Origin of the sequence: Flavobacterium aerium (assembly GCF_030766725.1) — a bacterium.
Taxonomy (GTDB): domain Bacteria; phylum Bacteroidota; class Bacteroidia; order Flavobacteriales; family Flavobacteriaceae; genus Flavobacterium; species Flavobacterium aerium.
In genome coordinates this window covers 104241-123234 of record NZ_JARQWR010000010.1, presented here as the reverse complement: position 1 = coordinate 123234, position 18994 = coordinate 104241, and the positions used below count along the sequence as shown (strand labels likewise).

33 protein-coding genes are annotated in these 18994 nt (G+C 34.7%); 32 read left to right on the top strand and 1 reads right to left on the bottom strand.

Translation table 11 applies throughout. From position 1 onward, the window contains the following. Nucleotides 1–56: 56 nt before the first annotated feature. Entirely contained in the window at nt 57–1724 is a 1668-nt protein-coding gene (locus P6733_RS14305) for a BamA/TamA family outer membrane protein (protein WP_306353610.1), read from the bottom strand. A gap of 181 nt (nt 1725–1905) precedes the next feature. Here P6733_RS14305 and rpsL point away from each other — a divergent pair, with 181 nt between their 5' ends. The 32 genes from rpsL to rplQ all read left to right on the top strand — a co-directional run bounded on the left by rpsL (nt 1906) and on the right by rplQ (nt 18858). Then, nucleotides 1906–2286, top strand: coding sequence for a 30S ribosomal protein S12 (gene rpsL, locus P6733_RS14300; protein ID WP_306353609.1), 381 nt, complete (start codon nt 1906–1908; stop codon nt 2284–2286). A 27-nt stretch (nt 2287–2313) separates the two neighbouring features. Then, nucleotides 2314–2790, top strand: coding sequence for a 30S ribosomal protein S7 (gene rpsG, locus P6733_RS14295; RefSeq protein ID WP_306353608.1), 477 nt, complete (start codon nt 2314–2316; stop codon nt 2788–2790). A 19-nt stretch (nt 2791–2809) separates the two neighbouring features. Beyond that, nucleotides 2810–4966 (top strand): elongation factor G, encoded by a 2157-nt coding sequence (gene fusA, locus P6733_RS14290; protein ID WP_306353607.1) that lies wholly within the window; start codon nt 2810–2812, stop codon nt 4964–4966. A 10-nt stretch (nt 4967–4976) separates the two neighbouring features. Further along, nucleotides 4977–5282, top strand: a complete 306-nt coding sequence (gene rpsJ / locus P6733_RS14285) for a 30S ribosomal protein S10 (RefSeq protein WP_274782155.1) — start codon at nt 4977–4979, stop codon at nt 5280–5282. A gap of 24 nt (nt 5283–5306) precedes the next feature. Next, entirely contained in the window at nt 5307–5924 is a 618-nt protein-coding gene (gene rplC, locus P6733_RS14280; protein WP_306353606.1) for a 50S ribosomal protein L3, read from the top strand. Beyond that, nucleotides 5924–6553 carry a 50S ribosomal protein L4 gene (rplD, locus tag P6733_RS14275; RefSeq protein ID WP_306353605.1) on the top strand — a complete coding sequence of 210 codons (630 nt, stop codon included), beginning with the start codon at nt 5924–5926 and terminating at the stop codon, nt 6551–6553. The genes rplC and rplD overlap by 1 nt, the downstream gene beginning before the upstream one ends. 6 nt (nt 6554–6559) lie before the next feature. Continuing rightward, nucleotides 6560–6850, top strand: coding sequence for a 50S ribosomal protein L23 (gene rplW / locus P6733_RS14270; RefSeq protein WP_306353604.1), 291 nt, complete (start codon nt 6560–6562; stop codon nt 6848–6850). Nucleotides 6851–6859: 9 nt separating this feature from the next. After that, on the top strand, nt 6860–7684 hold the full coding sequence (gene rplB, locus P6733_RS14265; RefSeq protein WP_306353603.1) for a 50S ribosomal protein L2: 825 nt from the start codon (nt 6860–6862) through the stop codon (nt 7682–7684). A gap of 10 nt (nt 7685–7694) precedes the next feature. Further along, nucleotides 7695–7973: a 30S ribosomal protein S19 gene (gene rpsS, locus P6733_RS14260; protein ID WP_306353602.1), complete on the top strand. Its 279-nt coding sequence runs from the start codon at nt 7695–7697 to the stop codon at nt 7971–7973. Nucleotides 7974–7979: 6 nt separating this feature from the next. Next, the gene (rplV, locus tag P6733_RS14255; RefSeq protein ID WP_306353601.1) at nt 7980–8390 is read left to right on the top strand and encodes a 50S ribosomal protein L22; all 411 of its coding nucleotides are present in this window, start codon (nt 7980–7982) and stop codon (nt 8388–8390) included. A gap of 8 nt (nt 8391–8398) precedes the next feature. Next, on the top strand, nt 8399–9133 hold the full coding sequence (gene rpsC, locus P6733_RS14250; RefSeq protein WP_306353600.1) for a 30S ribosomal protein S3: 735 nt from the start codon (nt 8399–8401) through the stop codon (nt 9131–9133). A 20-nt stretch (nt 9134–9153) separates the two neighbouring features. Then, nucleotides 9154–9573 carry a 50S ribosomal protein L16 gene (gene rplP / locus P6733_RS14245; RefSeq protein ID WP_306353599.1) on the top strand — a complete coding sequence of 140 codons (420 nt, stop codon included), beginning with the start codon at nt 9154–9156 and terminating at the stop codon, nt 9571–9573. A 12-nt stretch (nt 9574–9585) separates the two neighbouring features. Next, nucleotides 9586–9777, top strand: coding sequence for a 50S ribosomal protein L29 (rpmC, locus tag P6733_RS14240; protein ID WP_108736921.1), 192 nt, complete (start codon nt 9586–9588; stop codon nt 9775–9777). 17 nt (nt 9778–9794) lie between these two features. After that, complete coding sequence (gene rpsQ / locus P6733_RS14235) at nt 9795–10052, top strand: 30S ribosomal protein S17 (protein WP_306353598.1); 258 nt, start codon at nt 9795–9797, stop codon at nt 10050–10052. 2 nt (nt 10053–10054) lie between these two features. Further along, complete coding sequence (gene rplN, locus P6733_RS14230; RefSeq protein WP_306353597.1) at nt 10055–10423, top strand: 50S ribosomal protein L14; 369 nt, start codon at nt 10055–10057, stop codon at nt 10421–10423. Nucleotides 10424–10434: 11 nt separating this feature from the next. Then, on the top strand, nt 10435–10749 hold the full coding sequence (rplX, locus tag P6733_RS14225; RefSeq protein WP_306353659.1) for a 50S ribosomal protein L24: 315 nt from the start codon (nt 10435–10437) through the stop codon (nt 10747–10749). Nucleotides 10750–10751: 2 nt separating this feature from the next. After that, complete coding sequence (gene rplE, locus P6733_RS14220) at nt 10752–11303, top strand: 50S ribosomal protein L5 (RefSeq protein WP_306353596.1); 552 nt, start codon at nt 10752–10754, stop codon at nt 11301–11303. 3 nt (nt 11304–11306) lie between these two features. Next, complete coding sequence (gene rpsN, locus P6733_RS14215) at nt 11307–11576, top strand: 30S ribosomal protein S14 (RefSeq protein ID WP_306353595.1); 270 nt, start codon at nt 11307–11309, stop codon at nt 11574–11576. A gap of 69 nt (nt 11577–11645) precedes the next feature. Beyond that, nucleotides 11646–12044 carry a 30S ribosomal protein S8 gene (gene rpsH / locus P6733_RS14210; RefSeq protein WP_306353594.1) on the top strand — a complete coding sequence of 133 codons (399 nt, stop codon included), beginning with the start codon at nt 11646–11648 and terminating at the stop codon, nt 12042–12044. 15 nt (nt 12045–12059) lie between these two features. Then, nucleotides 12060–12602, top strand: coding sequence for a 50S ribosomal protein L6 (rplF, locus tag P6733_RS14205; protein WP_306353593.1), 543 nt, complete (start codon nt 12060–12062; stop codon nt 12600–12602). An 11-nt stretch (nt 12603–12613) separates the two neighbouring features. Then, nucleotides 12614–12970, top strand: a complete 357-nt coding sequence (gene rplR / locus P6733_RS14200; protein WP_306353592.1) for a 50S ribosomal protein L18 — start codon at nt 12614–12616, stop codon at nt 12968–12970. Between the two features lie 6 nt (nt 12971–12976). Further along, entirely contained in the window at nt 12977–13501 is a 525-nt protein-coding gene (gene rpsE / locus P6733_RS14195) for a 30S ribosomal protein S5 (RefSeq protein ID WP_306353591.1), read from the top strand. A 12-nt stretch (nt 13502–13513) separates the two neighbouring features. Next, nucleotides 13514–13696 carry a 50S ribosomal protein L30 gene (gene rpmD, locus P6733_RS14190; protein ID WP_306353590.1) on the top strand — a complete coding sequence of 61 codons (183 nt, stop codon included), beginning with the start codon at nt 13514–13516 and terminating at the stop codon, nt 13694–13696. An 11-nt stretch (nt 13697–13707) separates the two neighbouring features. Continuing rightward, complete coding sequence (gene rplO / locus P6733_RS14185) at nt 13708–14160, top strand: 50S ribosomal protein L15 (RefSeq protein WP_306353589.1); 453 nt, start codon at nt 13708–13710, stop codon at nt 14158–14160. Between the two features lie 14 nt (nt 14161–14174). After that, nucleotides 14175–15509, top strand: a complete 1335-nt coding sequence (gene secY, locus P6733_RS14180) for a preprotein translocase subunit SecY (RefSeq protein WP_306353588.1) — start codon at nt 14175–14177, stop codon at nt 15507–15509. Nucleotides 15510–15514: 5 nt separating this feature from the next. Further along, nucleotides 15515–15730 (top strand): translation initiation factor IF-1, encoded by a 216-nt coding sequence (gene infA / locus P6733_RS14175; protein WP_007136545.1) that lies wholly within the window; start codon nt 15515–15517, stop codon nt 15728–15730. An 11-nt stretch (nt 15731–15741) separates the two neighbouring features. Beyond that, on the top strand, nt 15742–15858 hold the full coding sequence (gene ykgO, locus P6733_RS14170; protein WP_072945378.1) for a type B 50S ribosomal protein L36: 117 nt from the start codon (nt 15742–15744) through the stop codon (nt 15856–15858). Between the two features lie 2 nt (nt 15859–15860). Beyond that, entirely contained in the window at nt 15861–16235 is a 375-nt protein-coding gene (rpsM, locus tag P6733_RS14165; protein ID WP_306353587.1) for a 30S ribosomal protein S13, read from the top strand. An 11-nt stretch (nt 16236–16246) separates the two neighbouring features. Next, the gene (rpsK, locus tag P6733_RS14160; protein WP_306353586.1) at nt 16247–16630 is read left to right on the top strand and encodes a 30S ribosomal protein S11; all 384 of its coding nucleotides are present in this window, start codon (nt 16247–16249) and stop codon (nt 16628–16630) included. A gap of 84 nt (nt 16631–16714) precedes the next feature. Further along, complete coding sequence (gene rpsD / locus P6733_RS14155) at nt 16715–17320, top strand: 30S ribosomal protein S4 (protein WP_306353585.1); 606 nt, start codon at nt 16715–16717, stop codon at nt 17318–17320. A gap of 20 nt (nt 17321–17340) precedes the next feature. Further along, nucleotides 17341–18333, top strand: a complete 993-nt coding sequence (locus P6733_RS14150; RefSeq protein ID WP_306353584.1) for a DNA-directed RNA polymerase subunit alpha — start codon at nt 17341–17343, stop codon at nt 18331–18333. A 33-nt stretch (nt 18334–18366) separates the two neighbouring features. Further along, nucleotides 18367–18858, top strand: a complete 492-nt coding sequence (gene rplQ / locus P6733_RS14145; protein ID WP_306353583.1) for a 50S ribosomal protein L17 — start codon at nt 18367–18369, stop codon at nt 18856–18858. The last annotated feature ends 136 nt before the right edge of the window (nt 18859–18994 follow it).

The following is an 18994-nucleotide window of genomic DNA, read 5'->3' as shown; positions in this document are numbered from 1 at the left end:
CAGAGATTTCGGTCTCTGAGGGTTTTTTTATTTTATGTAGTGAACTTTTGAGTGCTTTAGAAGTTTGTCTTAAAGCTAATATGAACGATAGAGTTCGAGAGTTTTATTTCTTGATTTTTTGTGCTACCGTTTGCGTATACGATATTAAATAAGCCATTTTTAGTCAATAAGCCGAATCCAAACCCAAGTCCGACTAAATTATCTTCCAAATTAGAGCTCTTGTCTTGGAAGTAGCCGTAATCAATTATAGAGTGTACATATATAGTTGGTGCAAGTACATAACGATATTCGGTTAATAAAGAAGTAAATAAATTGCCCTGTAGGCTGTTTTCGTTAAACCCGCGTATTGAATTGATTCCTCCAAATCGATGGAGTTCATTTATGATGTATTCTTGACTTTGTAAATAATAAGATTGTGTTTTAATATTGATAATATTTTTATCATTGAGATAGAAATTGTTTTTAGTGCTTAGGTTGACAAAAAACTGATTATTGGTATTTAGGTTAGAGGTTCTCTTTCCAAACCCTCCTTTTAAGATAATTGAAGTTTTTTCGGGAAAAAGGATATCTTCATTATTGTAGGTGACAAATTCAAAGGTGGAAGTGGTAAAAGAATTTTTATAATCACTAATGCTATAATTGTTTTTATTCTGAATGTCATTTGATTCGGTAGATTGATAGCCAAGATATAAACGCGTGTTATAATCAAAGAAGTATCCAAGATCAATGGCTGTCTGTGTGTTTTGAAATGTGCTATCTTGTTTGAAAATATTAAGTTGAGCTTTTAAGCCTAATGGGCTTCTAAATATATAAGGTAATTCAATAGCGGTGTTGAATGTTTTTTGCCCATTACCATCACTCTTCCAATATAAGGTGAATTTCTCTCCTACATTTAATGCATTATTAAGAAGTAAATCTAAATAACCATTGAAAATTACATTTCCCTCTTCGTTGTTGGAGAATCCAATAAAACCATCAAAACGGTTGGGTTTCGATTTTTCCAAATAAACATATACTTTGGTGGAATCCTCAGTAAATAAAATTTCAGGATATTTAATTTGATTTACAAAACGGAATTTTTCAAAATCAGAGTGAAGCCGTTTTAGGTTTTCCTGATTAAAGATTTTATTTTTATAAAAACGCTTTACATTTTTTTTATGCCCTGCAGGGAACTTATCGTAGCCTACAATGACAATGTCATTAAGCTGTCTTAGTTTTTGTAGATTAAGATCTAAGTCTGCATATACGGTATTGTTTTTTTGTTGGATATTAATCAGTTTTAATTTGGCTAAAGAATATCCCTTGACTTCAAGTTTATGAAGCGTTTCGTCTAAGAAGCTTTCTATTTTTGAAAAAGCAAGCGTTATAGTGTCTTTTTTATCTTCAATATGATTAAGCGCTTTTATTTCGGAAGCTTTACCTATATATATATGAGCAATTGTTGTTTTATTGCCAAGGCTGAAATTAAAAACAAATGTAGAATCATTTATTTTTTTGTTTCCTTCAATATAATGCTCTAAGAAACCATTTTTTGTTAATGAAGCAGATACCAGATTGATGTTGTCGGTAATTGATTTTGTGTTTGGATGTATCTTGTTGTATCCAATGGAATCAATTATAGAAGTTTCGACTTCGGTTTTGCCGTTGATTTTGAGGTGAATATCTTGGGCATAACACGTTAAATAAAATGAAAATAAAAATAATAAAGTGCTGATTCTTTTCAAAACAAATTGAGTTTAAGTAAATGTAACGCAAAAAAGTTCAAAAATATATATAAAATGAAATAGGAGCAGAATCTAATTGAAAATTAATAGTTTAAGGTTTGTAAAGTTTAAAATATTTTATATATTTGCAACCCCGTAAAAAGCGGGAAATTTAAAACATAAGAAATTTTTATTAATCATTATGCCAACAATTCAACAATTAGTAAGAGCAGGGAGAACCCAGATAACTAAGAAGAGTAAATCGGTTGCCTTAGATTCTTGTCCTCAAAGAAGAGGGGTTTGTACGCGTGTATATACTACAACGCCAAAGAAACCGAATTCTGCAATGCGTAAAGTTGCAAGGGTTCGTTTAACCAATGGTAACGAAGTAAATGCTTACATTCCTGGAGAAGGACACAATCTACAAGAGCACTCGATAGTATTAGTTAGGGGAGGAAGGGTAAAAGATTTACCAGGAGTTAGATACCACATTGTGCGTGGTGCACTTGATACATCAGGTGTAGCAGGAAGAACACAAAGAAGATCTAAGTATGGTGCTAAACGCCCGAAAGACAAAAAGTAATTTTAAAAAAACTTTTAAAGTAAAGACATGAGAAAAAGAAAGGCCAAAAAAAGACCTCTTTTACCGGATCCAAGATTTAATGATCAATTGGTGACACGTTTTGTGAACAACTTAATGTGGGATGGTAAGAAATCAACTGCTTTCAAAGTATTCTATGATGCAATTGATATCGTAGAAGCGAAAAAGCAAGATGCTGAAAAATCATCATTAGAAATCTGGAAAGATGCATTAACAAACGTTATGCCTCACGTAGAAGTAAGAAGCCGTAGAGTTGGTGGAGCTACATTCCAAATTCCAATGCAAATTAGACCAGATAGAAAAATTTCTATGGCGATGAAGTGGATGATACTTTATGCTAGAAGAAGAAATGAGAAATCTATGGCGCAAAGATTAGCTTCTGAAGTTTTAGCTGCGGCTAAAGAAGAAGGTGCTGCTGTTAAAAAGAGAATGGATACTCACAAAATGGCAGAGGCTAACAAAGCGTTCTCTCACTTTAGATTTTAATCATAAGGAAATTTAAGAAATGGCTAGAGATTTAAAATATACAAGAAACATTGGAATTGCTGCTCATATTGATGCTGGTAAAACAACAACAACTGAGCGTATTCTGTTTTATACTGGAAAATCACATAAGTTAGGTGAGGTGCACGATGGTGCAGCAACTATGGACTGGATGGCTCAAGAGCAAGAAAGAGGTATTACAATTACTTCTGCTGCTACAACTTGTGAGTGGGGTTTCCCTACAGAGCAAGGTAAACCATTGCCAGAAACATTACCTTACCATTTTAATATCATTGATACCCCGGGTCACGTAGATTTTACTGTAGAAGTAAATCGTTCTTTACGTGTACTTGATGGGTTGGTTTTCTTGTTTAGTGCTGTTGATGGTGTTGAGCCACAATCAGAAACAAACTGGAGATTAGCAGATCAATACAGAGTTCCACGTATGGGATTCGTTAATAAAATGGACAGACAAGGATCTAACTTTTTGAAAGTATGTCAGCAAGTTAGAGATATGTTAAAATCTAACGCTGTTGCTATTACTTTACCAATTGGTGAAGAAAATGATTTCAAAGGAGTTGTTGATTTAGTGAAAAACCAAGCGATTGTTTGGCATGACGCTACTCAAGGAGCTACTTTTGATATTGTGCCTATCCCTGAGGATATGATTGCAGAAGTGAAAGAATACAGATCAATTCTTATTGAAGCAGTAGCTGATTATGATGAGAATCTGTTAGAGAAATTCATGGAAGATGAAGATTCTATTACTGAAGAAGAAATCAATGTAGCTTTAAGAGCTGCGACTATTGATATGGCTATCATACCTATGATTGCTGGTTCTTCTTTTAAAAATAAAGGTGTTCAATTTATGTTGGATGCAGTTTGTAAATATTTACCATCTCCAATGGATAAAGAAGGTATCGAAGGAATTCATCCTGATGATGCTGATTTACTAGAAGAAGATCAAACAAAAATATTACGTAAACCAGATGTAAAAGAGCCGTTTGCTGCTTTGGCATTTAAGATTGCGACTGACCCATTCGTAGGTCGTTTAGCTTTCTTCCGTGCTTATTCAGGACGTCTTGATGCTGGTTCTTATGTTTTGAATACACGTTCAGGAAATAAAGAAAGAATTTCTCGTATCTACCAAATGCACGCGAACAAGCAAAACCCAATCGAGTTCATCGAGGCTGGTGATATTGGAGCTGCTGTTGGATTTAAGGATATTAAAACTGGAGATACATTGTGTGATGAAAAACACCCAATCATTCTTGAAAGTATGAAATTCCCTGCTCCAGTAATTGGTATTGCAATTGAGCCAAAAACAAAAGCAGACGTTGATAAAATGGGTATGGCTTTAGCTAAATTAGCTGAGGAAGATCCTACGTTTACTGTAAGAACAGATGAAGCTTCAGGTCAAACGATTATATCAGGTATGGGTGAGCTTCACTTAGATATCTTGGTAGATCGTATGAAACGTGAATTTAAAGTTGAAGTGAACCAAGGTGAGCCTCAAGTTGAATACAAAGAAGCATTTACAAGATCTGCTACACACAGAGAAACATACAAAAAACAATCAGGAGGTCGTGGTAAATTCGGTGATATCGTATTTACACTTGAGCCAGCTGACGAAGTTGATGGAAAAGTACCTGTAGGTTTACAGTTTATTAATGCTGTAAAAGGAGGGAATGTTCCTAAAGAATATATACCATCTGTAGAAAAAGGTTTCCGTGAAGCTATGAAAACTGGTCCTTTAGCAGGATACCAAGTAGATAGTTTAAAAGTAACTTTAACTGATGGATCTTTCCATCCTGTGGATTCTGATGCGCTTTCTTTCGAATTAGCGGCAAAAATGGGTTATAGAGAAGTAGCTAAAGCTGCTGGAGCTGTAATTCTTGAGCCAATCATGAAAATGGAAGTGATTACGCCAGAAGAAAATATGGGTGATATTGTTGGTGATATTAACCGTCGTAGAGGTCAAGTAAACGACATGGGAGATAGAAATGGTGCAAAAACTATTAAGGCAGATGTGCCTCTATCAGAAATGTTTGGATATGTAACTACTTTGAGAACATTGTCTTCAGGTAGAGCGACTTCAACAATGGAATTTTCACACTATCAAGAAACGCCTTCTAATATTTCAGAAGCGGTTATTAAGAAAGCAAAAGGAAACGCTTAATTTTAAGAAAATGAGTCAAAAAATCAGAATAAAATTAAAATCTTACGATCACATGTTGGTAGATAAATCTGCTGAGAAGATTGTAAAAACTGTAAAAAGTACAGGTGCAGTAGTAACGGGACCAATTCCATTACCAACACACAAAAAGATTTTCACTGTATTACGTTCTCCACACGTTAACAAGAAATCTAGAGAGCAATTTGAAGTAATGTCTTACAAGAGATTGTTAGATATCTACAGTTCATCATCTAAAACGATTGATGCTCTTATGAAATTGGAATTACCAAGCGGAGTTGAAGTAGAAATCAAAGTATAATTAGTAATTAATAATTAGTTTAATATGTCTGGGTTAATTGGTAGAAAAATCGGCATGACTAGCATTTTTGATGAAAACGGGAAAAATATTCCTTGTACAGTAATCGAAGCTGGACCATGCGTTGTTACCCAAGTCAGAACCAAAGGGGTTGACGGGTACGAAGCGTTACAACTTGGTTTCGATGACAAAACAGAGAAACATTCCACAAAAGCGGCTTTAGGTCACTTTAAAAAAGCGGGAACTGTTGCGAAGAAAAAAGTCGTTGAATTCCAAGGTTTTGAGAACGAACACAAATTAGGTGATGTTGTCACTGTTGATGTATTCTTAGAAGGTGAATTTGTAGATATTCAGGGAGTATCAAAAGGTAAAGGTTTTCAAGGGGTTGTTAAACGTCACGGATTTGGTGGTGTTGGACAAGCAACTCACGGTCAACACAACCGTTTGAGAGCACCAGGTTCTGTAGGAGCATCATCTTATCCATCTAGAGTATTCAAAGGAATGCGTATGGCTGGAAGAATGGGAGGCGACAATGTAACAATTCAAAACCTTAGAGTTTTAAAAGTAGTTTCTGATAAGAACTTACTTGTTGTTAAAGGGTGTATTCCTGGACACAAAAACTCTTATGTAATCATTCAGAAGTAATGGAAGTAAAAGTTTTAGATTTCAACGGAAAAGAAACTGGCAGAACGATCACTCTTTCTGATTCAGTATTCGCAATTGAGCCTAATAATCACGCAGTATATCTTGATGTTAAACAATATTTAGCAAATCAAAGACAAGGTACTCACAAAGCTAAAGAAAGAGCTGAAGTAGCGGGAAGTACGCGTAAGATTAAGAAGCAAAAAGGTACTGGTACAGCTCGTGCCGGTAGTGCAAAAAACCCTTTATTCAAGGGTGGTGGAACAGTGTTCGGGCCTAGACCAAGAAGTTATTCATTCAAATTGAATAAAAACTTGAAACGTTTAGCTAGAAAATCTGCTTTCGCAATCAAAGCAAAAGAGTCAAATTTAATAGTGCTTGAAGATTTTAATTTTGAGACTCCAAACACTAAAAATTTCATTAACGTTTTGAAAGCTTTAGGGTTAGAAAATAAAAAATCTCTATTTGTGTTGGGTGAATCAAATAAAAATGTATATTTGTCGTCACGCAATTTAAAAGCTTCTAACGTAGTAAGTGGCTCAGAATTAAGTACTTACGCAATTTTAAATGCGAATAACTTAGTTCTTTTAGAGAGTTCTTTAGAAGGAATTGAAGCAAATTTAAGCAAATAATAGGCCATGAGTATTATAATAAAACCTATAATAACTGAAAAAATAACCAAAGAAAGTGAAGTTTTTAACCGCTTTGGTTTTGTTGTAGATAAAAAAGCAAACAAGATTCAGATTAAGAATGCTATTGAGGCAGCTTATGGAGTTTCTGTTGTGAATGTAAATACAATGAACTATAGAGCAGATAGAACTACAAAATTCACTAAAAGTGGTTTGATCAATGGAAAGACAAATGCTTATAAAAAAGCAGTTGTACAAGTACAAGAAGGAGAAACAATTGATTTTTACAACAATATCTAGACTAGAAAAATGTCAGTAAGAAAATTAAAACCTATTACCCCAGGTCAGCGATTTAGAGTTGTGAATAGTTTTGACGCTATTACAACTGATAAGCCGGAACGCTCTTTGTTGGCGCCGAAAAAAAACTCTGGAGGTAGAAATAGTCAAGGAAAGATGACCATGCGTTATACGGGTGGTGGTCACAAGCAGAGATATCGTCTCGTAGATTTTAAAAGAACTAAAGTGGGAATTCCTGCTGTTATAAAATCTATTGAGTATGATCCAAACCGTACAGCTTTTATTTCTTTATTAGCTTATGTAGATGGTGAGAAAACTTACGTTATCGCTCAAAATGGTATGAAAGTTGGTCAGACTGTGGTTTCAGGACCAGAGGCTGCACCAGAAATTGGTAATACATTACCTTTAAGCAGAATTCCTTTAGGAACTGTGATCTCTTGTATTGAGTTAAGACCAGGTCAAGGAGCAACTATTGCTCGTAGTGCTGGAACTTTTGCTCAATTAATGGCAAGAGATGGAAAATATGCTACAATCAAAATGCCTTCTGGAGAAACAAGATTAATCTTGTTAACTTGTATGGCTACAATTGGAGCTGTTTCTAATTCAGATCATCAATTGGTTGTGTCTGGTAAAGCAGGTAGATCAAGATGGTTAGGTAGAAGACCTAGAACAAGACCTGTTGCTATGAATCCTGTCGATCACCCAATGGGTGGTGGAGAAGGCCGTTCTTCTGGTGGACATCCACGTTCAAGAAATGGAATACCAGCTAAAGGTTATAGAACTCGTTCTAAGAAAAACCCGAGTAATAAGTATATCGTAGAACGTAGAAAGAAATAATAAGTAAGGTATGGCACGTTCATTAAAAAAAGGACCTTTTGTTCATTATAAATTAGATAAGAAAGTTCAAGTAAACATTGAAACTGGTAATAAAGGAGTGGTAAAGACTTGGTCTAGAGCTTCTATGATTACTCCAGACTTTGTTGGACAGACTATTGCAGTTCATAACGGTCGTCAGTTTGTACCAGTTTACGTTACAGAAAACATGGTAGGACACAAATTAGGAGAGTTTTCACCAACAAGATCTTTTAGAGGTCACGCTGGAGCAAAAAATAAAGGTAAAAAATAAGAAGCTATGGGAGTTCGTAAAAGAGAAAGAGCAGAGCAGACTAAAGAAGCTAATAAGCAGATTGCTTTTGCAAAGTTGAATAACTGCCCTACTTCACCTAGAAAAATGCGCTTAGTAGCAGACTTGGTAAGAGGTCAGAAAGTTGAAAGAGCACTAAATATTTTAAGATTTAGTACTAAAGAAGCTTCAAGAAAATTAGAAAAATTGTTGTTATCTGCAATTGCTAACTGGCAAGCAAAAAACAGCGAAGCTAATATGGAAGAAGCAGGCTTGTTTATAAAAGAGATCAGAGTAGATGGTGGTATGATGTTGAAAAGACTAAGACCAGCACCTCAAGGTCGTGCACACAGAATAAGAAAACGTTCTAACCACGTAACGATCGTGTTAGGATCTATTAATAACACACAAAGCAATTAATAAACAGTATGGGACAAAAGACAAATCCAATTGGAAATCGCCTTGGTATCATCAGAGGATGGGATTCAAACTGGTATGGTGGAAATGATTACGGTGATAAACTTGCCGAAGATCATAAAATCAGAAAGTATATCCACGCTCGTTTATCAAAAGCTAGTGTATCGAAAGTAATTATTGAGCGTACTTTGAAGCTTGTAACCGTTACTATCACTACTGCTCGTCCTGGTATTATTATCGGGAAAGGTGGCCAAGAGGTAGACAAGTTAAAAGAAGAACTTAAAAAAATTACTGACAAAGAGGTTCAAATCAACATCTTTGAAATTAAAAGACCTGAACTAGATGCTTACTTAGTAGGTACTAGTATTGCTCGTCAAATTGAAAGTCGTATTTCATACAGAAGAGCAATTAAAATGGCTATTGCTGCTGCAATGCGTATGAACGCAGAAGGTATCAAAGTTTTAATTTCTGGTCGTTTGAACGGTGCTGAAATGGCACGTTCAGAAATGTTCAAAGAAGGTAGAATTCCTCTATCTACTTTCAGAGCTGATATTGATTATGCACTTGCTGAAGCACATACTACTTATGGTAGAATGGGTATCAAAGTGTGGATCATGAAAGGTGAGGTTTATGGAAAAAGAGATCTTTCTCCATTAGTTGGTATGGATAAAAAACAATCCAAAGGAAATGGTGGAGGAGCTCCAAGCAAATCTAACAACAAACCAAACTCTCGCAAAAGAAAGTAATTATTTAAACTAAAGAAAAAATGTTACAGCCTAAAAGAACAAAATACCGTAAGGTACAGAAGGGTAGAATGAAAGGCATTTCTCAAAGAGGACATGAACTTTCAAATGGAATGTTTGGAATTAAATCTTTAGATTCATCTTTTATTACTTCTCGTCAAATCGAGGCGGCACGTATCGCTGCTACTCGTTTCATGAAAAGAGAAGGTCAATTATGGATTAAAATATTCCCAGATAAACCTATTACTAAGAAGCCTCTTGAGGTACGTATGGGTAAAGGTAAAGGTGCAGTTGAATTTTGGGCTGCAGTTGTTAAACCTGGAAGAATTATGTTTGAAGTTGGAGGAGTACCTTTGTCTGTTGCAAAAGAAGCTTTGCGTCTTGCAGCACAAAAACTTCCAGTAAAAACTAAGTTTATTGTTGCTAGAGATTTCGAAGCATAATCAATTATTATTATGAAACAATCAGAAATAAAAGATCTATCTGCAGCTGAGTTGCAAGAAAAACTTAGTCAGTTAAAGAAGACATATGCCGACCTAAAAATAGCTCACGCTATTTCTCCAATTGAGAACCCACTTCAAATTAGAGGTGTTAGAAGATCTGTTGCTAGAGTAGCCACTGAACTAAGCAAAAGAGAGTTACAATAATTGTATTCTGCTGAAAGATGGAAAAAAGAAATTTAAGAAAAGAAAGAGTTGGTGTAGTTACTAGTAACAAAATGGAGAAATCTATTGTAGTTGCCGAAGTAAGAAAAGTAAAACACCCATTATACGGTAAGTTCGTGTTAAAAACTAAGAAATATGTTGCACACGACGAAACAAATGACTGTAATATTGGAGATACAGTAAGGATTATGGAAACACGTCCTTTAAGTAAATCTAAATGTTGGAGATTAGTTGAAATCATTGAAAGAGCGAAGTAATTATGGTACAACAAGAATCAAGACTAAAAGTAGCAGATAACACGGGGGCTAAGGAAGTCTTAACTATCCGTGTATTAGGAGGAACGAAAAGACGTTATGCCTCAGTTGGAGATAAAATTGTAGTATCTATTAAAGACGCGACTCCTAACGGAAACGTTAAGAAAGGTCAAGTATCTACTGCAGTTGTTGTACGTACTAAAAAAGAAGTGAGAAGAGCCGATGGGTCTTATATCAGATTCGATGACAATGCTTGTGTATTGTTAAACGCAACTGGTGAGATGAGAGGTACTCGCGTTTTTGGTCCAGTAGCAAGAGAACTTCGTGAAAAACAATTCATGAAAATTGTATCATTAGCACCTGAAGTGCTTTAATCCTTTTTATGATGATAAAGCTAAAAATAAAATCAGGAGATATCGTTAGAGTTATTGCTGGAGACCATAAAGGTTCTGAAGGTAAAGTTTTAAGAGTATATCGTGAGAAAAATAAAGCGATTGTTGAAGGTGTAAACCAAGTTTCAAAACACATGAAACCGAGTGCAAAAAACCCTCAAGGTGGTATCGTTAAGAAAGAAGCTCCTATTCATATTTCAAATATCTCTCTAATAGATCCTAAAACTAAGGAAACTACTAGAGTAGGTGTTAAAATTGAAGGAGATAAGAAAGTAAGATTTTCAAAAAAATCTAAAGAAGTACTATAGTGATGGCTTATATACCTAGACTAAAAGATGAATATAAGAACAGAGTAATTTCTGCTCTTAAAGAAGAATTCGGTTACAAAAACGTAATGCAAGTTCCTAAATTGGAAAAAATCGTTTTGAGCCGTGGAGTTGGTGCAGCAGTATCTGATAAGAAACTAATTGACTATGCTGTTGATGAGTTGACTAAAATTACTGGCCAAAAAGCAGTTTCAACAATCTCTAAGAAAGACGTTGCGTCTTTTAAATTGAGAAAAGGAATGCCAATTGGAGCAAAAGTAACTTTACGTGGAGAGAGAATGTATGAATTTCTTGATAGATTGATTACATCTTCATTACCACGTGTAAGAGACTTTGGAGGAATTAAAGCAACTGGTTTTGATGGAAGAGGTAATTATAACCTTGGAGTTTTGGAACAAATCATTTTCCCAGAAATTGATATTGATAAAGTTAACAAAATTTCAGGAATGGATATTACCTTTGTAACGTCTGCTAAAACAGACAAAGAAGCAAAATCATTATTAGCGGAATTAGGATTACCTTTTAAAAAGAATTAAGATATGGCTAAAGAATCAATGAAAGCCCGTGAGGTTAAGAGACAAAAAACGGTAGAAAAGTATGCTGAAAAAAGAAAAGCTTTATTAGAAGCTGGAGATTATGAGGCATTACAAAAATTACCTAAAAATGCTTCGCCGGTACGTTTACACAATCGTTGTAAGCTTACTGGAAGACCAAGAGGGTATATGCGTCAATTCGGTATTTCACGTGTAACTTTCCGTGAGATGGCAAATCAAGGATTGATACCAGGAGTGAAAAAAGCCAGCTGGTAAAAAAAATTATAAATTGGTCTAAGGTTCAGCATATAGTATGCTGAAAACCAAGACCGCAAATTAATAGAAATGTACACAGATCCTATTGCAGATTATTTGACAAGAGTTAGAAATGCCGTGAGAGCTAACCACAAAGTGGTGGAGATTCCAGCTTCTAATCTTAAGAAAGAAATAACGAAGATCTTATTTGATCAAGGATATATTTTAAGTTACAAATTTGATGATAACTCTGTTCAGGGTACTATCAAAATAGCTTTGAAGTATGATAAAGATACTAAAGAGTCAGTAATTAAAGATATCCAAAGAATTAGTAAACCAGGTTTGCGTAAGTATGCTGGTGCTTCTAACTTACCAAGAATCCTTAATGGATTAGGTATTGCTATTGTTTCTACATCAAGAGGTTTGATGACTGGAAAACAAGCTAGGCAATTAAATGTTGGTGGTGAAGTAATTTGTTACGTATACTAATTAAAAGACTTAACAATGTCAAGAATAGGTAAAAATCCAATTGTAATTCCTGCTGGCGTAACTGTAGAAGTTAAAGATGCTGTTGTTACAGTAAAAGGAAAATTAGGTCAACTTACGCAAAATATCGTAGATATTACTGTAAAAGTTGAAGAAGGTCAAGTTATTGTTGAAAGATCATCTGATCATAAAGATGAGAGAGCAAAACATGGTTTATACAGATCTTTAATCAATAATATGATTATTGGTGTGTCAGAAGGTTTTACTAAGCAATTAGAGCTTGTAGGAGTAGGTTATAGAGCATCAAATCAAGGTCAAAAACTTGATTTAGCTTTAGGATATTCTCACAATATTGTTCTAGAAGTTGCATCAGAAGTAGTTGTAGAAACTATTTCAGAAAAAGGTAAAAATCCAATCGTAAAGTTAACTTCTTTAGACAAACAACTTTTAGGTCAAGTAGCGGCGAAGATTAGAGGTTTCCGCAAACCTGAACCATACAAAGGAAAAGGTGTTAAATTTGTTGGCGAAGTATTAAGAAGAAAAGCAGGTAAATCAGCTTAAAAAATAAGATTATGTCATTAACAAAATCTGAAAGAAGACAGAGAATCAAGTTCAGAATCAGAAAGATTGTAAGCGGTACTGCTGCAAAACCAAGACTTTCTGTATTCAGAAGTAACAAAGAAATCTATGCTCAACTCATAGACGACGCAAATGGTGTTACGTTAGTAGCTGCATCTTCTCGTGAAAAAGAAGTAAGTGGAACAAAAGGTACAAACATCGAAACTGCAACTGCTGTAGGTAAACTAATAGCAGAAAAGGCTTTGAAAGCTGGGATAGAAAATGTTACTTTCGATAGAGGAGGTTATTTATATCACGGTCGTGTTAAATCATTAGCAGAAGGCGCTAGAGCGGCTGGACTTAAATTCTAAGAAATTATGTATCATAAATACAAAAACGTAGAGTTAGTAAAACCAAGTGGTCTTGAATTAAAAGACCGTTTGGTGAATGTAAACCGTGTTACTAAGGTTACAAAAGGAGGTAGAGCTTTTGGTTTTTCTGCTATTGTAATTGTAGGTGACGAAAACGGTGTGGTAGGTCACGGTTTAGGGAAATCTAAAGATGTATCTGAAGCTATTGCTAAAGCAGTAGAAGACGCTAAGAAAAATTTAGTTAAAATTCCTCTTGACAGTCAAACTGTTCCTCATGAACAAAAAGGTAAGTTTGGTGGTGCACGTGTATTATTGATTCCTGCATCTCATGGTACAGGAGTTATCGCTGGTGGTGCTGTTCGTTCAGTGCTTGAAGCAGTAGGTATTCACGATGTATTATCAAAATCTCAAGGTTCATCAAACCCTCATAACGTAGTAAAAGCAACTTTTGATGCTTTATTGCAAATGAGAAGTGCAGTTACTATTGCAAAACAAAGAGGTGTTTCTTTAGAAAAAGTTTTTAAAGGTTAATTCAAGGATATTATGGCAAAGATAAAAGTAACACAAGTAAAAAGCAAAATCAACTGTCCTCTTACACAAAAGAGAACTCTTGAAGCTTTAGGTCTTCGTAAACTAGGTCAGGTTGTTGAACATGAAGCAACTTCTCCTATCCTTGGAATGGTAAATAAAGTTAAACACTTAGTTTCTGTTGAAGAAACTAAATAACAATTATAGTTATGAATTTAAATAACTTACAACCAGCTGAAGGGTCAGTACACAATAAGAATAAAAGACTTGGTAGAGGTGAAGGTTCTGGTAAAGGTGGTACTTCTGCAAGAGGTCACAAAGGAGCTAAATCTCGTTCAGGTTATTCTAAAAAGATAGGTTTTGAAGGTGGTCAAATGCCATTACAAAGACGTGTACCTAAGTTTGGTTTCAAGAACATCAATCGTAAAGAATACGAAGGAGTTAATCTTGACACTCTTCAATTATTAGTTGACAATGGAATAATTACTGATACTGTTGATATGACAGTTTTTGTAGCTAACCGTTTAGCAACTAAGAATGAAATCGTAAAGATTTTAGGAAGAGGAGAATTGAAAGCAAAATTGAAGGTATCTGCTCATAAATTTACTGCCACTGCAAAAGCTGCTATCGAAGCGGCTGGAGGTGAAGCAGTAGTATTATAATCTATTCTACCAAGATGAAGAAATTTATTGAAACACTAACCAATGTTTGGAAAATTGAAGAATTAAAAAATAGAATTCTAATTACTTTAGGTCTACTTTTAGTTTATCGTTTTGGTGCTCAAGTAACTCTACCAGGAATTGATGCGACTAAATTGCAAAATTTATCAAATCAAACCGATCAAGGGATTGGATGGTTAATCGATGTATTTACAGGTGGTGCGTTTTCGCAGGCATCTGTATTTGCATTGGGTATTATGCCATACATCTCTGCTTCTATTGTTGTTCAGTTGATGGGAATCGCGGTTCCTTACCTACAAAAACTACAAAAAGATGGGGAGAGTGGTAGAAAGAAAATGAACCAAATTACACGATGGTTAACCATAGGGATTACTTTAGTTCAAGGACCTGGTTATATCTATAATCTTTATAGAACATTACCAAGTGACGCCTTTTTATTAGGTTTCAGTTCTTTTTCATTCTTGTTTTCATCAGTTATGATCTTAGTTACAGGTACAATATTTGCTATGTGGCTAGGTGAGAAAATCACTGATAAAGGTATCGGTAACGGTATTTCATTGTTAATTATGGTGGGAATCCTTGCTAGAATGCCTCAAGCATTTATTCAAGAATTTTCTTCAAGAGTAACAGAAAACAACGGTGGACCTATGTTGATTGTTATAGAAGTTATTATATGGCTGTTGATTATCATCGCTTGTATACTTCTAGTTATGGCAGTAAGAAAAATACCAGTACAGTATGCAAGACGTACCGTAACGGGAGATTTTGAACAAGGTAACAGACAATGGATTCCTTTAAAGCTTAATGCTTCAGGGGTTATGCCAATTATTTTTGCACAGGCAATTATGTTTATACCTGCCGCTGTTGCTGGATTATCAACTTCTGATACTGCAAAATCAGTTACTTCAGCATTCCAAAATATATTTGGATGGCAGTATAATTTAGTTTTTGCATTATTAATCATTGTTTTTACTTACTTTTACACCGCAATTACAGTACCTACAAATAAAATGGCTGACGATTTAAAGAGAAGTGGAGGATTTATCCCGGGAATTAAGCCTGGAATCGATACTTCAGAGTTCTTAGATAAGATCATGTCATTAATCACATTCCCAGGATCTTTATTTCTGGCTTTAATAGCTGTGTTCCCAGCAATTATCGTTAGTCTTATGGGGGTTCAATCCTCTTGGGCATTGTTTTATGGAGGTACATCATTGTTGATTATGGTTGGAGTTGCTATAGATACTATTCAGCAGATTAATTCTTATTTGTTGAACAGACACTATGACGGCTTGATGAAAAGTGGTAAAAATAGAAAAGCAGTAGCTTAATTTTTATGGCAAAACAGTCAGCAATAGAACAAGACGGATCAATCATTGAAGCATTGTCAAATGCGATGTTCCGTGTAGAGTTAGAGAACGGGCACATTGTAATCGCTCATATTTCTGGAAAAATGCGTATGCATTACATTAAATTATTACCTGGTGATAAAGTTAAACTAGAAATGAGCCCTTATGATTTGTCTAAAGCAAGAATTACTTATAGATATTAAAGGCTATTAAAATGAAAGTAAGAGCATCAGTTAAAAAAAGAAGTCCCGAGTGCATCATTGTGCGTAGAAAAGGGAGATTGTACGTAATTAATAAAAAGAATCCTAGATTTAAACAAAGACAAGGATAGTTATGGCAAGAATAGCAGGGGTAGATATACCAAAAAACAAGAGAGGTATCATTGCTTTAACTTATATCTTCGGAGTAGGTAGAAGCAGAGCTAAAGAGATTTTAGAAAAAGCTCAAGTTAGTGAAGATAAAAAAGTTCAAGATTGGAATGATGATGAGATCGGAAATATCCGTGAAGCTGTATCATCTTTCAAAATTGAGGGAGAACTACGTTCAGAAATTTCTTTAAACATCAAACGTTTAATGGATATCGGATGTTATAGAGGAATCCGTCATAGATCAGGACTTCCATTGAGAGGTCAAAGAACTAAGAACAACTCTAGAACAAGAAAAGGTAAAAGAAAAACAGTTGCAAACAAGAAAAAAGCAACTAAATAATAAGTAATAGTATGGCAAAAGCGAATACAAAAAAGCGTAAAGTTGTTGTTGAATCAACTGGCGAAGCTCATATTAGTGCAACTTTTAACAACATCATCATTTCTTTGACTAACAAAAAAGGTGAAGTTATTTCTTGGTCTTCAGCAGGTAAAATGGGTTTCAGAGGTTCTAAAAAGAACACTCCGTATGCAGCTCAGATGGCAGCAGAAGATGCTAGTAAAGTTGCTCTAGAAGCAGGACTTAAAAAAGTGAAAGTTTATGTTAAAGGTCCAGGTAATGGTAGAGAATCTGCTATTAGATCTTTACATAACGGTGGTATTGAAGTAACAGAAATTATTGATGTTACTCCACTTCCTCACAACGGATGTCGTCCTCCGAAAAGAAGAAGAGTATAATTATAGTATAACCTAGGTAGGTAATAGATTATCGGAGGATTTGACCTGAATTCATAATCGCCTACCTTTTTTAAATTTTTAGAAATGGCAAGATATACTGGTCCAAAAACTAAAATAGCTCGTAAATTTGGCGAAGCTATATTCGGTGACGATAAGTCATTTGAAAAAAGAAATTACCCTCCAGGGCAGCACGGAATGGCTAAAAAGAGAGGTAAAAAATCTGAATACGCAATTCAGTTAATGGAAAAGCAAAAAGCGAAGTACACTTACGGAATTTTAGAGCGTCAATTTAGAAACCTTTTCGAAAAAGCTAACGGTAGCAAAGGTGTTACTGGTGAGGTTCTTTTACAACTATGTGAAGCTAGATTAGATAACGTAGTGTATAGAATGGGTATTTCTCCTTCTAGAAGAGCTGCAAGACAAACTGTATCTCACAGACACGTAACAGTAAATGGTGAAGTTGTGAATATTCCTTCTTACCACTTAAAACCTGGCGACGTAGTAGCAGTTCGTGAAAAATCTAAATCACTTGATGCTATTGAAAGATCTTTATCTAATTCAAGTCATGTATACGAATGGATAACATGGAATAACGATACTAAGCAAGGTACTTTTGTTTCTGTACCAGCTAGACTTCAAATTCCAGAAAACATCAAAGAACAACTAATCGTAGAATTGTATTCTAAATAATAATTGACATTAGTCGAAATATGGCAATATTTAATTTTCAGAAGCCCGATAAAGTTATCATGATCGATTCAACCGATTTTGAAGGTAAATTTGAATTTAGACCTTTAGAACCTGGTTACGGATTGACTGTTGGTAATGCACTTAGAAGAGTTTTACTTTCTGCACTAGAAGGATACGCAATAACATCTATTCGTATTGAAGGTGTTGATCATGAATTTTCTACTATTCCTGGAGTAGTTGAAGATGTTACCGAAATTATACTTAATCTTAAACAAGTTCGTTTTAAACGTCAAATAGAAGATGTTGACAACGAGGTGGTTACGATTTCTATTTCTGGTAAAGATCAAATTACTGCTGGTGATTTTCAAAAATTTATTTCAGGATTCCAAGTTCTAAATCCAGAGCTAGTTATTTGTAATTTAGACAGTAAGGTTAATCTTAATCTTGAGTTGACTATCGAGAAAGGTAGAGGATATGTTCCTGCAGAAGAAAACAAAAAACAGAATGCAGCAATTGGAACAATTTTTACGGACTCAATCTTTACTCCGGTAAAGAATGTGAAGTATACAATTGAAAACTTCCGTGTTGAGCAAAAAACTGATTACGAAAAATTAGTTTTTGAAATCAAAACTGATGGTTCTATTCATCCGAAAGATGCTTTAACTGAAGCTGCAAAAACATTAATTCACCATTTCATGTTGTTTTCTGATGAAAGAATAACACTTGAGGCTGACGAAATTGCTCAGACTGAATCATATGATGAAGAATCATTACATATGAGACAATTGCTTAAAACTAAGCTTGTTGATATGGACTTGTCTGTAAGAGCATTAAATTGTTTAAAAGCGGCTGAAGTTGATACATTAGGCGACTTAGTATCATTCAACAAAAATGACTTAATGAAATTCCGTAACTTCGGTAAGAAATCTTTAACTGAGCTTGATGAGCTTGTTGCTGTAAAGAACTTACATTTCGGAATGGATTTAGCTAAATATAAATTAGATAAAGAATAATCTAAACCTATTAGGTTTAAATTGTAGATAGCAATGAGACACGGAAAAAAATTCAATCATTTAAGCAGACAGACAGCACATAGAAAATCTATGTTAGCTAATATGGCTTGTTCTTTAATTGAGCACAAGCGTATTAATACCACTGTTGCTAAAGCAAAAGCTCTTAAGCAATTTGTAGAGCCTTTGATTACAAAATCAAAAGAAGATACTACTCACAACAGACGTATCGTTTTCGCTTACCTTAGAAGTAAGTATGCTGTAACTGATTTATTCAGAGACGTAGCTGCTAAAGTAGGTGATCGTCCAGGTGGTTATACTCGTATTATCAAATTAGGTAATCGTTTAGGGGATAACGCTGATATGGCAATGATCGAGCTTGTAGATTTTAACGAACTTTACACTGGTGGTAAAAAAGAAGTTAAAAAAGCAAAAAGCCGTCGTGGTGGTAAAGCTAAAAAAGCTGAAGGCACTGCCGAAGCTCCAGCAGCTGAAACTTCTTCTGATAAAACTGAAGCTACTGAGTAATCATGAACAAATGATATTCATAATATAAAGGATAAACTTTTTTTAGTTTATCCTTTTTTTTTGGATTAAATTTGCAAAACTTTACTGCAAAATTAAGGTGTTTTTAAAATCCCTTATATAAGCATGGCTTAGTTTT